Origin of the sequence: Bradyrhizobium sp. 138, assembly GCF_023074075.1 — a bacterium.
Lineage (GTDB): Bacteria > Pseudomonadota > Alphaproteobacteria > Rhizobiales > Xanthobacteraceae > Bradyrhizobium.
Genome location: NZ_JADPKT010000007.1, coordinates 19,514 through 33,355, shown reverse-complemented (window position 1 = coordinate 33,355; position 13,842 = coordinate 19,514). Strand labels below are relative to the sequence as shown.

10 protein-coding genes and 2 pseudogenes are annotated in these 13,842 nt (G+C 63.9%); 7 read left to right on the top strand and 5 right to left on the bottom strand.

Going from position 1 to position 13,842, the window contains the following annotated elements:
• Positions 1-5: 5 nt before the first annotated feature.
• Positions 6-707: an ABC transporter ATP-binding protein gene (locus IVA79_RS04505; RefSeq protein ID WP_247550671.1), complete on the top strand. Its 702-nt coding sequence runs from the start codon at positions 6-8 to the stop codon at positions 705-707.
• Between the two features lie 112 nt (positions 708-819).
• Here IVA79_RS04505 and IVA79_RS04500 read toward each other — a convergent pair whose 3' ends face one another.
• Positions 820-1,899, bottom strand: a complete 1,080-nt coding sequence (locus tag IVA79_RS04500; protein WP_247550670.1) for a zinc-binding alcohol dehydrogenase family protein — start codon at positions 1,897-1,899, stop codon at positions 820-822.
• Positions 1,900-2,008: 109 nt separating this feature from the next.
• Here IVA79_RS04500 and IVA79_RS04495 point away from each other — a divergent pair, with 109 nt between their 5' ends.
• The gene (locus tag IVA79_RS04495) at positions 2,009-2,782 is read left to right on the top strand and encodes a helix-turn-helix transcriptional regulator (protein ID WP_247550669.1); all 774 of its coding nucleotides are present in this window, start codon (positions 2,009-2,011) and stop codon (positions 2,780-2,782) included.
• 28 nt (positions 2,783-2,810) lie between these two features.
• Here the strand turns inward: IVA79_RS04495 and IVA79_RS36690 are convergent, their stop codons facing one another.
• Complete coding sequence (locus IVA79_RS36690; protein ID WP_253075254.1) at positions 2,811-3,044, bottom strand: LysR substrate-binding domain-containing protein; 234 nt, start codon at positions 3,042-3,044, stop codon at positions 2,811-2,813.
• Positions 2,965-3,705 (bottom strand): LysR family transcriptional regulator, encoded by a 741-nt coding sequence (locus tag IVA79_RS04490; RefSeq protein WP_247550668.1) that lies wholly within the window; start codon positions 3,703-3,705, stop codon positions 2,965-2,967. Before IVA79_RS04490 ends, IVA79_RS36690 begins: the two co-directional genes overlap by 80 nt.
• A gap of 107 nt (positions 3,706-3,812) precedes the next feature.
• Between IVA79_RS04490 and IVA79_RS04485 the strand changes: the two genes are divergently transcribed.
• Complete coding sequence (locus IVA79_RS04485; RefSeq protein WP_247550667.1) at positions 3,813-5,189, top strand: FAD-binding oxidoreductase; 1,377 nt, start codon at positions 3,813-3,815, stop codon at positions 5,187-5,189.
• Between the two features lie 109 nt (positions 5,190-5,298).
• Positions 5,299-6,198 carry a GNAT family N-acetyltransferase gene (locus tag IVA79_RS04480; protein ID WP_247550666.1) on the top strand — a complete coding sequence of 300 codons (900 nt, stop codon included), beginning with the start codon at positions 5,299-5,301 and terminating at the stop codon, positions 6,196-6,198.
• Positions 6,199-6,291: 93 nt separating this feature from the next.
• On the opposite strand, the gene IVA79_RS04475 is transcribed toward IVA79_RS04480, so the two are convergent.
• The gene (locus tag IVA79_RS04475) at positions 6,292-7,263 is read right to left on the bottom strand and encodes a hypothetical protein (RefSeq protein WP_247550665.1); all 972 of its coding nucleotides are present in this window, start codon (positions 7,261-7,263) and stop codon (positions 6,292-6,294) included.
• Between the two features lie 500 nt (positions 7,264-7,763).
• Here IVA79_RS04475 and map point away from each other — a divergent pair.
• A pseudogene (gene map, locus IVA79_RS04470) lies at positions 7,764-8,513 on the top strand (type I methionyl aminopeptidase).
• Between the two features lie 66 nt (positions 8,514-8,579).
• Here the strand turns inward: map and IVA79_RS04465 are convergent.
• Positions 8,580-8,821: pseudogene (locus tag IVA79_RS04465) on the bottom strand (DUF3551 domain-containing protein); the annotation flags it as partial.
• A gap of 246 nt (positions 8,822-9,067) precedes the next feature.
• Between IVA79_RS04465 and IVA79_RS04460 the strand changes: the two are divergent.
• Entirely contained in the window at positions 9,068-9,793 is a 726-nt protein-coding gene (locus IVA79_RS04460; RefSeq protein ID WP_247550664.1) for an outer membrane beta-barrel protein, read from the top strand.
• 487 nt (positions 9,794-10,280) lie between these two features.
• The gene (gene dnaE / locus IVA79_RS04455; protein ID WP_247550663.1) at positions 10,281-13,784 is read left to right on the top strand and encodes a DNA polymerase III subunit alpha; all 3,504 of its coding nucleotides are present in this window, start codon (positions 10,281-10,283) and stop codon (positions 13,782-13,784) included.
• Positions 13,785-13,842: the final 58 nt, after the last annotated feature.

Genomic DNA, 13,842 nt, shown 5'->3' with positions numbered 1-13,842 from the left:
GGCTGATGGATCAGCAGGGGGCTGAAGATGTACCGGTCATTTATCTCCACGAGATAAAGCGGCAGTACTTGCAGGGCGAGGTGCCGCTGACGATCCTCGACGGCGCCAAGTTGGCGCTGTGGGCCGGCCAGTCGGTCGCGCTGGTCGCGCCGTCGGGCTCGGGCAAGTCGACGCTGCTGCACATCGCGGGGCTGCTAGAGGCGCCAGATTCCGGCGAGGTCTATGTCTCGGGCGCGCCGACCTCGCAGCTGCCCGACATCGAGCGCACGCAGCTGCGCCGGACCGATATCGGCTTCGTCTACCAGTCGCACCGGCTGCTGCCGGAGTTCTCCGCGCTCGAGAACGTCATGATGCCGCAGATGATCCGCGGCCTGAAGAAGTCCGAGAGCGTCAAGCGCGCCAAGGAGATCCTCGGCTATCTCGGCCTCGGCGACCGCATCACCCATCGCCCCGCCGAGCTATCCGGCGGCGAGCAGCAGCGCGTCGCAATCGCGCGCGCGGTGGCCAATGCACCGCGCGTGCTGTTCGCGGACGAGCCGACCGGCAATCTCGATCCGCACACCGCCGATCACGTCTTCCAGGCGCTGATGCAGCTCGTCAAGGCAACCAAGGTCTCGATGCTGATCGCGACTCACAACATGGAGCTCGCCGGCCGCATGGACCGGCGGGTCTCGCTGTCGAACGGCCAGGTGGTCGAGCTCGAATAGAAACGCGAAAACAACCCCATGCACAGTAGCCAAGTGCTTGGCGGGACTTGCGAAGTGCTTGGCGGGACTTGCGAAAAAAATCGGCGACGGCGCTTCGCCGCCGCCCGGGGTCTCAAGGCCTGATCACGGTCAATTTGAACGGCCCGCCATTGGCGGCGGCGTGGGCGACGGCCTCGTTGACATGGTCGAGGTCGAAGGCCGTGGTCTCGTATTCATCGAGCCGCAGCAGCCCCGCGCGCACCAGCGCGATCAGACGGCTGGCGGCATCCGGCGGATACATCCAGACGCCGTGGATGCTGATGCAATTGCGCATGATCCAGGGGTAGGGCAGCTCGAGGCCCGCGCCGCCCGCCATGCCGACGCCGCCCATCAGCACGACGCGGCCATAGGGACGCACCGTCATGACCGCCGCTCGCACCACGGTGGTGCCGACCGAGGGCGGCATGATGTCGAACACGCAAGCGATCGGACCTGATGCGGCGCGCTTCATGCTTTCGCGGTCATCGTCCTCATTGCCGGTGAGCTTGACCGGCTTCACCCGCGGGCCGAAGCGGCGGACAAGGTCGGCCAGGATCCTCTCGTTACGGCCGGGCGCGACCACGCAGGCCGCGCCCATAGCGAGCGCGACAGAGACCGCGGCGCTGCCGAAATTGCCTGTGGCCCCACTCACCAGCACGGTCTCGCCGGGTCGCAGGTTCGCCGCGAGGAAGCCGCCGTAAGGCACCAGCAATGTCCCAAGGGCACACCATTGGGTCGCTTGCTCCGACGTGATTGCACCGAGCGCTTTCACGTTCTCGGTCGGCAGGCGCATCTGCTCGGCAAACGAGCCGTGGCGAAAATGCTTCTGCAGGCGCAGGCCGCCAGGGCCGGCGGCGGTCAGTCCTTGCAGGGCGATGTCGGGCGCGACGGCGTCGTCGCGCGAACGCACCGTCGGATCGCAGAACACCCAGTCGCCGACGCTTAGCTTGGTTGCGTCCGGGCCGATCGCGCGCACTCGACCGATGCCGCCGGGGCCGGGGATGATCGGCAGGTCGAGCGCGTAATTGCGCGTCCCGTCGAAGACCTCGTTCATGTAGGAGAGGACGCGCGTGGCGACGATGTCGACGATGACCTCGCCGGTGCCGAGCACCGGCTCCGGGGCATTCTCGATGACGAGCGGCGAACCGAAGGATTTGAGTACGGCGGCTTTCATGATCTTCACCTCAAAGTGGGGTGAAGCCCATATGCTCTGCCTTGGACGGGACAAGAAGGCCTGGTATTATCCTAGTATTCCGCAGGCCCCTCCATCGAGGACATCAGGCATGGCCGACCCACGCCGCGTCGAATTCGGCGACTTCCTCCGCTCCCGCCGGGAAAAGCTGTCGCCGAAAACCGTCGGGCTTCCCGCCGGGCGGCGGCGGCGCACCGCAGGGCTCCGCCGCGAGGAGGTCGCGCAGCTCGCCGGCATCGGCGTCGACTGGTACATCCGCCTCGAGCAGGGCCGCACCGTCAGCCCGTCCGTCACCACCATCGATGCGCTGGCCCGCGCGCTCCGCCTGAGCAGGACTGAGCACGCGCACCTGAAGGCGCTGGCGCGCGACGGCGCAGCAAGCCCGTTCACGCGCGAAATCGTGCCGTCGCCCATTCGGCGGATGATCGAGAGCCTGCCCCAGCCGGCCTACATCACCGGCCGGCGCTGGGACGTGCTGGCCTGGAATGACGCGGCCGAGGACGTCTTCGCCTTCGGGCAATTGCCGGAGCAGGATCGCAATACGCTGCTGCTGGTCTTGACGAACAAGCAGACGCGAAAATTCTACGGCGCGAGTTGGACCAACGTCGCCAAGAGCATGGTTGCGATGTTTCGCGCCACGCACGATGTCTGGGCCGGCGATCCCGCCTTCACTGAGCTGCTGACGCGGCTGCGCCAGGGCAGTCCGGAATTCGTCAAATGGTGGGGAGCCCACGACATCCGCAGCACCATGTCCGGCCTCAAGACCATGAACCATCCGACCAGGGGCGTGCTCCGGTTCGAGCACACCAGCTTTCAGGCCAATGACGATCCCGCGCTGAAGCTGGTGATCTACACGCCGGTGTGAGGTGTGAGACGGGTCTGAGCGCCGCGGATCAAGGACTTGACCGCAACCACTCCGAGAAGGCCCGGATGGTCCGCGCGCGAGGATGGTTCGGCTTGCTGACCACATGGAAGCCGTAGCCAGGCAAGCTCAACTTGAACACTTTCACGAGCCTCCCCGCTGCGAGGTCGTTTGCCACGAGCACATCACTGAAGACTCCCACTCCCTGTCCGGCGATCACCGCCTCGATGGCGTGCAATTCCTCCCGAAAACTCAAGTGTTGCATGTCCTTGAATTGGGGCACTTCGCGCCACCTGGAGCCATCTCTGCCACGTGGGTGGCTCGCGATCGGCAGGCGACCAATAGGAGTGGATCAGAACGTGGCTTGCAAGGTCGAGTGGTCTCTTCAGCCGCCCCGTTGCAAGGAGACGCGGACTGCAGACGGGCCAGAATGTATCGCTGAAGAGATCCTCGACCAGCCCGTCAGTCGGCCGGACTCGGCTGGTCGCATAGCGAATGGCGACGTCGCCATCTCCGGCCTGCAGATCGAGCACAGTGTCGGTGCCGATGACGTCGAGCCGCACGTCGGGATGCAACTTCCGCCAGAGGGGCAGGCGGGGCACGAGCCAGCGGCTGGCGAAAGCGTTGGTCGTCGTCACCCGAAGTGACTGTTGGTCGCCCTCCTGCCTGACGGCCATGATTGCAGCCGCAAACCCCTCGAGCCCGTCGCGGATGGCAGGAAAAAGCCGCGCTCCGGCATCGGTCAGCGAAAGAGGCCGGGGCCTGCGGCGGAACAGAGTGTGACCGCAATACTGCTCAAGCAGCCCGATCTGGTGGCTGATTGCCGTTGGCGTAACGCCGAGTTCTGCCGCGGCCTTCTTGAAGCTCAGGTGGCGGGCGGCAGCTTCAAAGGCGCGAAGCTCGATCAGGGGCGGCAACTTGTGCATAGGGGCAGTCTAGGTGAAATCAATTCACCGTCACCTGAATTCTTCGGATTTGCTCCAAGACAGCCCACGATCGAGGATATCGCCAGTCAAGCTGAGGAGACCATGTCATGTCGTCGATTGCATCTGTCGCCAGCGCTGCCGCCGATCTTGGCGCTTCCTTCGGAGGACAACTCCTCAAACCTGCGGACGAGGGCTATGAAGGGGCGCGAAAGGTCCACAATGGGCTTATCGACAAACGGCCGGCATTGATTGCCAGGTGCCGCAGCGTGGCCGATGTCGTCGATGCTGTGGCGCTTGCGACCAAGCTCGGCCTCGAGGTCGCGGTTCGCGGTGGCGGCCATAACGTGGCGGGGCGCGCAACCATCGACGGCGGGATTATGATCGACCTCTCGCCCATGAAGGGCGTTCGGGTCGACCCTGTCGGCAAGACCGTATGGGCGCAGGGCGGGGTCACCTGGGGCGAGGTCAATCGCGAAACGCAACTTCATGGGCTTGCGGTCACCGGTGGCGTGGTCTCGACCACCGGGATCGCCGGCCTGACCCTCGGCGGAGGCCTAGGCTGGCTGATGGGCAAGTACGGCCTTGCACTGGATAATCTGCGGGCCGTCGAACTCGTCACCGCCGAGGGGAGGGTTCTGCGGGCCAGCAAGCAAGAGGAGCCCGATCTGTTCTGGGCCATCCGCGGAGGCGGGGGAAATTTCGGGATCGCCACCGGCCTCGAGTACGATCTTCATGCGGTTGGGCCAATCATCACCGGCGGTCCGATCATCCACCCGATCGAGCGCTCCCGTGATGTGCTCGAATTCTTCAGGGCCAGTACGCGAACGCTTGCGGACGAGCACATGCTGTTTGCATCGCTGACCCACGCGCCCGACGGGTCCGGCACGGAGGTCGCCGTCTTGGTCACCACCCATTGCGGTCCGGTCGCGGATGCCGAAGGCGCGATGCGGCCGCTGAAACAGTTCGGGGCTCCGATGATGGATGCGGTCGGACCGATGCCCTATTGCGAGCTCAACCGCATGCTCGATGCCAACTATCCGAAAGGCGCCTTCAATTACTGGAAATCGAACTTCCTGACGGAGCTGAGCGATGGTGCGATTGCGACGATGATCGAATGTTTTGCGCGTTGCCCGACGTCCATGGGGCAGTTCCTCCTCGAACACATCCATGGTGCGGCGGCCCGCGTCGATACAGCGGATACGGCATTTCCGCACCGGCAGGAGGGCTATAATTTCCTGATCCTTGCGCAATGGATGCAGCCCAGCGATACGAGCCGCACCATCTCCTGGGCACGCGAGACCTACGAAAGGATGCGACCCTTCTTTGCCTCCGGCCGCTATGTCAATTATCTCGATGATGACGAGACGGGCGACCCGGTCGCTGCCGCCTATGGACCGAACTACCGGCGTCTGCAGCGGATCAAAGCGAAATACGATCCGGCAAACTTCTTCCGCATGAACCAGAACATCCGGCCGCTGGCCTGATTCCCAGATAGGGATTTCGCCGCTCTCGTTCTGTTGAGTAGAAGGCGACTATGCTGCGACCCGGTTCGCTAGTTGGCCGGACGTGGCGATTTTCGCGGAGGGACTCGACATGGCTATCGTGTGCCGGCCCGCTCGCATGGAGGACTTGAAGCAAGCCGACGAGATGGTGGTCGCCAGCATCAATGAACTCACCGAACGGCGAGGCTTCGGAAGGATGGCATCCGCTCGCCCGCAGACTTTCCAGGCTTTCTCGCTAACGGACGATCCCGAAGGTCTTTGGGTGGCCGATGACGACGGAGAAATTGTCGGCTTCGCGTGGAGTTGGGTTTGTGGGGAGCTTTGGTTTCTGGCGCAGCTTTTCGTGGCCCCTGATCGCCAGAGCGACGGCATTGGCAATCAACTCATCAGCAAAACATTCGACCAGGCAGAGATGCGCGGAGCATCCATCAAGGCGCTGATCACCTTCACATTCAACAATGTTTCTCAAGGATTATACATCCGCCACGGGCTGTTCCCGCGCTTTCCGATCTACATGGTCAGCGTGCCTCGTGACCGACTGGCGTCACGGTTGGTTGAGCCGCGGCTTCGTCTTGAATCTCTCGCCGCCGGGACCGCCAGTTTTGATGAGCTGGGATTCATTGATGTCAGCGCTCTCGGTGTTTCCAGAGCCAAGCATCATCGCTATCTCCAAGGAGACAGCACAACGGGTGGGTTCACCATTCACTCGGGCAGCGAGTGCGTGGGGTATGTCTATATTTCGGAGGGACACATTGGCCCGCTGGCAGTCCGCCGACCAGATCTCATGAGCTCCGCGCTTGCTGCTGCGTTGTCACGCGCGGCGAAGAGTGATTTTCCGACCATTTCGGCCTTCGTACCGGGCGCGAGCGAGCCAGCGCTCAAGGCCGCGATCGACCACGGGATGCATCTGACATTCCCGATGCTGCTGATGTCGAATCGACCGTTCGGAGATTGGGCCAGCTACCTCCCGCGCAATCCGGGTTTCATGTAGTTCAATCCAGGCTCATGCTTGGACCATTCGAGTTCGAGTGGCTACACGGGCGAAATCCAACGTTCGAAGCTGATCAGACGAATTCGGTGCCCACTATGGCGACGGCGCAGACGCGGGCGTTGTGCCGATGTTTGGCACTGTGGCGGGCCAAGGGCTGATCGGGCTGAGCGTCGACAAGGCGCACGATGACTTGAGCTGGATCCACGCCGACGCCAGGCCGGTCAAGTCGATGTCGAATTTCGTCGTGTCCGTCTTGTCGTCCGGCATCGTTGTGATTTCGCGGACATGCAGGGCGCGGGACGCCAACATCGCCTTGACCGTGTCGGAGTCGATGCTGCCCCGCCAGAGCTCGTACTTGCCGGACCGCACTGGAGATCCTCCGGCCTGCTTGCCCGCCTCAGCATCCGCTGTCATCAGGATCGTGTTTTTTCCGACGGCCGCCTCGTCGATCTCGCCGGCGAATGACAGCGGCACGCGCTGGCTGCTTTCGCAAGACAGCCGCCACTCCATCGTACGGAACAAGGTGCCGTTCTCCTTCTTCATCACCGCGACCTTGCGCACGAACGGCCGCGCTTGCTTTTCCAGCCTCCACATCGTTTCGGCCAGCGGTCGCGTGTCGATGCCGAACCGGAAGAGCTCGGGCCGCGTCAGCACGTGCAGGCTTTCGAACTTCACGGTGCGGATCAGCGCATCAAGCTCGCCGCTGATTCCCATCGCCGTAATGAACGCTGCGCGGTCGCGGTCGGCGCTGGCAAGCCGACGTCGGCGCGCTTCCGCGACCACCTCCGGAGGTGGATCCCCTCGGAAGCGCAGGATCAGCCTGGAGTTATGGACTGCCAGCGCGGCATCGGGGGCAACCTCGCGCGAGGTCGCTCCGAGAAACAGATAACCGCAGGCCGAGTTGCACATCGCATGGTGGGTGGTGAGCTCGGCCTCGACCTCGCCGGTCGCGCTCTTGATCTTTAGGCAGGCGGCGTCCACCTGCGTGCCCGTGGCGCAAGCCGTCGCGATCGTCCGGCCAACCCGCGCGATCGCCCTGCGGCTGCGCAGCAGCCGGCCGATCACATAAGACTGCTCCACGTTTCCGCCGGGCGAATGAAGGTAGATCGGCCGCTGCGTGTCCTTGACGCCGGCGAGGAAGCGGCGAACGCGGGACGCCGCGTCCTGATCGATCTGGCCCTCGATCGCGATCCAGCGATCGCAACCCGGTCCGCACGCGTCAGGAGCGCCCTTGGCGAGATAGATCGTCAGCCTGGGCGCAAAGCCAGGTTTCTCGGCCGGCGCCGCCACGGTATGCAATGCGCCCGATGTCGACAGCAAGGCCAGCAGAAACAATATTCGGGACAGCATGAAATGATCGACAGGTATGGTGAGGGCCGTGACCGACGCTATACGACGATTGGCGCGATCACAACTTGCGGTGGCATGACGGTTTAGTTTTTTTCGCTTCGTCCGCGAGCCCGGCGGAATCGCCGGCGCGGCTGCGACAAGAGTCTGCGCTGCGCGCTCCGGTTTGCAAGCCGCCCGCACAAGCGCTATGCCCCGCCTCTAGAAAGAGCCCTGACATGACAATCTCGGATGACAACGACCTCACGCGTCTGAAAGAGATCGGGCGTATTGTCGCCAATGCGCTGGAGGCGATGGGGAAGGCGATCGAGCCGGGCATGACCACCGCCGAGCTCGACCTGATCGGGCGATAGCTCCTGGAGGGCGCCGGGGCGCGTTCGGCTCCGGAGCTGGCCTATGAGTTTCCCGGGGCGACCTGCATCAGCGTGAATGAGGAGATCGCTCACGGCATCCCGGGCGAGCGGCGGATCGCGCGCGGCGACCTCGTGAACATCGACGTGTCAGCCGAGAAGAACGGCTTGTTTGCGGATACGGGCGCCTCGTTCGCTGTTCCACCCGCAACCCGGGCAGTCGAACGACTTTGCAGGGATGGCCGGCGGGCGATGTGGACAGGCCTGCAGCAGGTCGGAGCCGGCAAGCCGATTGCCCGCATCGGTCAGGCCATAGGGATCTTTGCGCGGAAGAACGGTTACAGCCTGGTGCGGAACCTGGCCAGTCACGGTGTCGGCCTGTCGCTTCACGAGGAGCCGACCGAGATTGCAACATGGCCCGACCGCTCCGAGCGCCGCATCATGAACGAGGGCCTGGTGTTCACCGTCGAGCCGTTCCTGTCTCTTGGCGCCGAGTGGGCAGAGGATGGCGATGATCCGTGGACGCTCTACAGCAGCCCCGCGGCCCCGACCGTCCAGTATGAGCACACCGTGATCGCCACGCGAAACGGACCTTTGATCGTGACGTTGGCGGGTTAAGGCCATCGAGGCTGGAGCCGAGTCACGTCAAACAATTAACTGGTGTCGCATGGTCCTTGCTCTTGTCCCGCGAAAATACGGATTCGCGATGCAGATCAGTGCGCGGCCCGATGCGCTTGCCTGACACTGCGCGTAGGTACCGAACCTGCAATTGCTCAGACCCGGCCATTCATCACAGGTGAGGCAGAATGGATGGTGCGTGGCGAACGAGCGCCGGTGTGCTTTGCGCTCGACGCGAATACAAATGTGGCGAGTGCGAGCGAAAATGTGGCGACAATGGGGAGAGTGTTCGTCCAGGCATCTTCAATTCTCCATCACGCGAACGTGCGCGCGACGTTGTTACGCGCGCATGCAAATTATCTCGTGTCGCCGACATTGGAATTACAGAAAACGCTTGTTTCAAAGGGTTTCCAGCGCGCGCTGATAAATCTTCATTAATGAAGCGCGGGCCTTTGGAGCGAACTGTTGCGTCGAGGTTACAGCAATTCCGTCGATCGCTGTTATGACCACGGCGCGGCCGGGGGGCCCAACGACGAAACTGGAACGGGATTCAAATGAAGAAGTATGTGTTGCTTGCTGCTGTGAGCCTCGTCGCGCTCAGCGCGACTGCGCCGGCGCTGGCTGCTGATCTCGCGGCTCGGCCTTACACCAAGGCGCCTGCGATGGTCGCTGCGATCTACGACTGGAGCGGCTTCTACATCGGCATCAACGGCGGCGGCGGTTCGGCGCGCTCGACCTGGGATCAGACCGCTCCCTTCATCGGCCGCGAAGGTTCGCACGACGCGACCGGCGGCACGGTCGGTGGCCAGATCGGCTATCGCTGGCAGTCGGGCCAGTGGGTGTTCGGCGTGGAAGGTCAGGGCAACTGGGCCGACTTCACGGGCGACAACGTCAGCGCTTTCCTTGCGCAGCGCAATCGCTCGAAGATCGATTCGTTCGGTCTGATCACCGGTCAGGTCGGCTACGCCTGGAACAACGTCCTGCTCTACGTCAAGGGCGGTGCGGCCGTGGTTGGCGCCAAGTACGACGTGTTCAGCACGGCCTCGGGCGCGCTGCTGGCCTCGAACGACCAGACCCGCTGGGGTGGCACGGTCGGTGCCGGCCTCGAATTCGGCTTTGCGCCGAACTGGTCGGTTGGCGTCGAGTACAACCACATCTTCCTGTCGGACAAGGACGTCACCTTCGCCGGCCTGCAGACGGATCGTATCCGTCAGGACGTCGACATGGGCCTCGTCCGCCTGAACTACAAGTTCGGCGGCCCGATCCTCGGCCGTTACTGATAGCAATCGCTCTTTCGAGCGCTTGTCGAAAGCCCCGGCCTTGCGCCGGGGCTTTTTTCTTGCGCGAGTTCAGCGAGTTAACCATTCCTTTGCGGGATGGTTGAGACGGCTTGACTCCTGAGAACGAAATGAGAACAATGTTCTTCATACGTTCTAGCAAGGGAGCGAGATCATGTTCAAGATTTTCGTGGAAGAAGCGGCGGCCCTGGCATCGATCACGCTGTTCGTCGGGATGATCGCGATCTGGGCCCAAGTGATACCGCAGCTCTGATTCCGCAGCTCCAGGGCAGCGGTCTTGAAAACCGGTGCTCCTTATTACCGGTGCACCTTGGGGAAAAGCAGGACGACGCGGCCAATTGGCCGCTCGGGCGTGGACTCTGGAGCAGTGACGCCCCACCATTGTGAGGCGAGTCGGCCAGGCGGGTGCATGATGCCTTGAAGAGCCGGCGAGCGCTCCATCTCATCTGCAAGAGGCCGTCACGCGACCATGCCGAGCGCCGGATTTGTTCACCTTCACGTTCACTCGGCCTATTCGCTGCTCAAGGGCTCGATCAAGATCGCCAAGCTTGCCGAGCTTGCCAAGAAGGATCACCAGCCGGCCCTGGCGCTGACTGACACTGACAATTTGTTCGGTGCGCTGGAGTTCTCCGACAAGATGGCGGGGTCCGGCATCCAGCCGATCGTCGGCTGCGAGCTGGCGATCGATTTCGGCGACCAGGATCCGAACGCGCGCAACGCGATGGGGCCTTCACGCGTGGTGCTGCTGGCAGCGCAGGAGCGCGGCTATCGCAGCCTGATGCGGCTGAACTCGCGCGCGTTCCTGGAATCGCCAGACAGCCATGCTCCGTTCGTCAAGTTCGACTGGTTCGATGGCGAGACCGAGGGCCTGATCGCGCTGACGGGCGGACCGGACGGGCCGATCTCGCTGGCGCTGGCGGGTGGTCTTGGCGAGCTCGCCGCGCTGCGCTGCGAGCGTCTGGCCGGCCTGTTCGGCGACCGCCTCTACATCGAATTGCAGCGCCACAACACCGACAAGGAGCGGCGCGTCGAGAGCGGCCTGATCGACATGGCCTACGCCAAGGGATTGCCGCTGGTTGCGACCAACGAGCCGTATTTCGCCTCGACCGACGATTACGAGGCGCATGACGCGCTCTTGTGCATCGCCGGCGGGCGGCTGATCGCGGAGACCGAGCGCGAGCAGCTCACGCCCGATCATCGCTTCAAGACCCGTGCCGAGATGGCGGTGCTGTTCGCCGACATTCCGGAGGCGCTGGCCTCGACGGTGGAGATCGCCGAGCGCTGCTCGTTCCGCCCGATGACGCGCAAGCCGATCCTGCCGTTCTTCACCGTCGGCGCCGCGCAGAGTTCGGACGCTGCCGCAGTCGAGGCGGCGGAATTGAAGCGCCAGGCGGAGGAGGGGCTTGCCAACCGCCTCAGCGTCCACGGCCTGTCGCAGGGCACCACCGAAGAGGACTACAACAAGCGCCTGGCGTTCGAGCTCGACGTCATCATGCGCATGAAATACGCCGGCTACTTCCTGATCGTGTCCGACTTCATCAAATGGGCGAAGTCGCAAGGCATTCCGGTCGGGCCGGGCCGCGGCTCCGGCGCCGGCTCGCTGGTCGCCTGGGCGCTGACCATCACCGACCTCGATCCGATCAAGTTCGGCCTGCTGTTCGAGCGCTTCCTCAATCCCGAACGCGTCTCGATGCCGGACTTCGACATCGACTTCTGCCAGGACCGCCGCGGCGAGGTGATCAGTTACGTGCAGCAGCGCTACGGCCGCGACCAGGTCGCGCAGATCATCACGTTCGGAACGCTGCAGGCGCGCGGCGTGCTGCGCGACGTCGGCCGCGTGCTGCAGATGCCGTACGGGCAGGTCGACAAACTCACAAAACTCGTGCCGCAGAACCCCGCGGCGCCGGTGACGCTCGCCGCCGCCATCGAGAGCGAGCCAAAACTTCAGGCCTTCCGCGACGAAGACCCGGTGGTGGCGCGCGCCTTCGACATCGCCCAGCGCCTCGAAGGCCTGACGCGCCACGCCTCGACGCATGCGGCCGGCATCGTGATCGGCGATCGTCCCCTGAGCGAGCTCGTGCCGCTCTACCGCGATCCCAAATCCGACATGCCGGTGACCCAGTTCAACATGAAATGGGTCGAGCCGGCCGGCCTCGTCAAGTTCGACTTCCTCGGCCTGAAGACGCTCACCGTGCTCGACGTCGCGTGCAAACTGCTCAAGCCGCGCAACATCGACGTCGATCTTGCGACGCTGCCGATCGACGATGCCGAGAGCTACCAGATGCTGGCGCGCGGCGAGGTGGTCGGCGTGTTCCAGGTTGAAAGCCAGGGCATGCGGCGCGCACTGGTCGACATGCGCCCCGACCGTTTCGAGGACATCATCGCGCTGGTCGCGCTCTATCGCCCGGGCCCGATGGCGAACATTCCGACCTATTGCGCGCGCAAGCACGGCGACGAGGAGCCGGAATATCTGCATCCCGTGCTGGAGCCGATCCTGAAAGAAACCTTCGGCGTCATCATCTACCAGGAACAGGTGATGCAGATCGCGCAGGTGATGTCGGGCTATTCGCTCGGCGACGCCGACCTCCTGCGCCGCGCGATGGGCAAGAAGATCCGCGCCGAGATGGACAAGCAACGCGACATCTTCGTCGCGGGCGCGGTGAAGAACGGCGTGCCGAAAGGGCAGGCCGAAACCATCTTCGAGCTGCTCGCCAAGTTCGCCGACTACGGCTTCAACAAGAGCCACGCGGCGGCCTATGCGCTGGTGTCCTACCACACCGCCTACATGAAGGCGCATTATCCCGTGGAGTTCATCGCAGCGTCGATGACGCTCGATCTGAACAACACCGACAAGCTGTCCGAATTCCGCTCGGAGGCGCAGCGCCTCGGCATCAAGGTCGAGCCGCCGAACATCAACCGCTCCGGCGCGACCTTCGAGGTTGGCGAGAAGACGATCTACTACGCGCTCGCAGCGCTCAAGGGCGTCGGCATCCAGGCGATCGAGCAGATCATCGAGGAGCGCACCAAGCGGGGATTGTTCACCTCGCTCGCCGACTTTGCCGCACGGGTCAATCCGCGCGCGATCAACAAGCGCATCATCGAAAGTCTCGCCGCCGCCGGCGCCTTCGACACGCTGGAGCCGAACCGCGCACGCGTCTTCGCCGGCGCGGACTCGATCCTCGCCGCCTGCCAGCGCGCGCATCAGGCCGAGAGCATCGGCCAGAACGACATGTTCGGGATGTCGGCGGATGCGCCGACCATCATGCTGCCGCAGATCGAGCCTTGGTTGCCGGCCGAACGGCTGCGCCGCGAATATGATGCGATCGGCTTCTTCCTGTCGGGACATCCGCTCGACGATTACGCCACCGTGCTGAAGCGCCTGCGGGTGCAGAGCTGGGCGGAATTCTCGCGCGCGGTGAAGACCGGCGCCACCGCCGGCAAGGTCGCAGCCACCGTGGTCTCGCGCATGGAGCGGCGCACCAAGACCGGCAACAAGATGGGCATCATGGGCCTGTCTGATCCCACCGGCCATTTCGAGGCGGTGCTGTTCTCCGAAGGCCTTGCGCAATATCGCGACGTGCTGGAGCCGGGCGCCGCCGTGCTGCTGCAGCTCGGGGCCGAGCTTCAGGGCGAGGACGTCCGCGCCCGCGTGCTGCATGCCGAGCCGCTGGATGATGCCGCCGCCAAGACGCAGAAGGGGCTGCGCATCTTCGTGCGCGACACCAAGCCGCTGGAATCGATCGCCAAGCGTTTGGCCGGCCCCGACATGGCCGCATCGAATGGCGCTGCGCCAAAGATCGGCAGTCCGGGCCTCGCGCCGCGCTCCAATGGCGACGGCGAGGTCTCGCTCGTGATGATGCTCGACCTCGAGACCGAGGTCGAGATGAAGCTGCCCGGCCGCTTCAAGGTCTCGCCGCAGATCGCCGGCGCGATCAAGGCCGTCGCGGGCGTGGTGGACGTGCAGCAGCTTTAGTCTGGCACGGTGGTCGTGGTCATGATGTTGCAACCAGGCGGTGCTTTCCACTAGGATG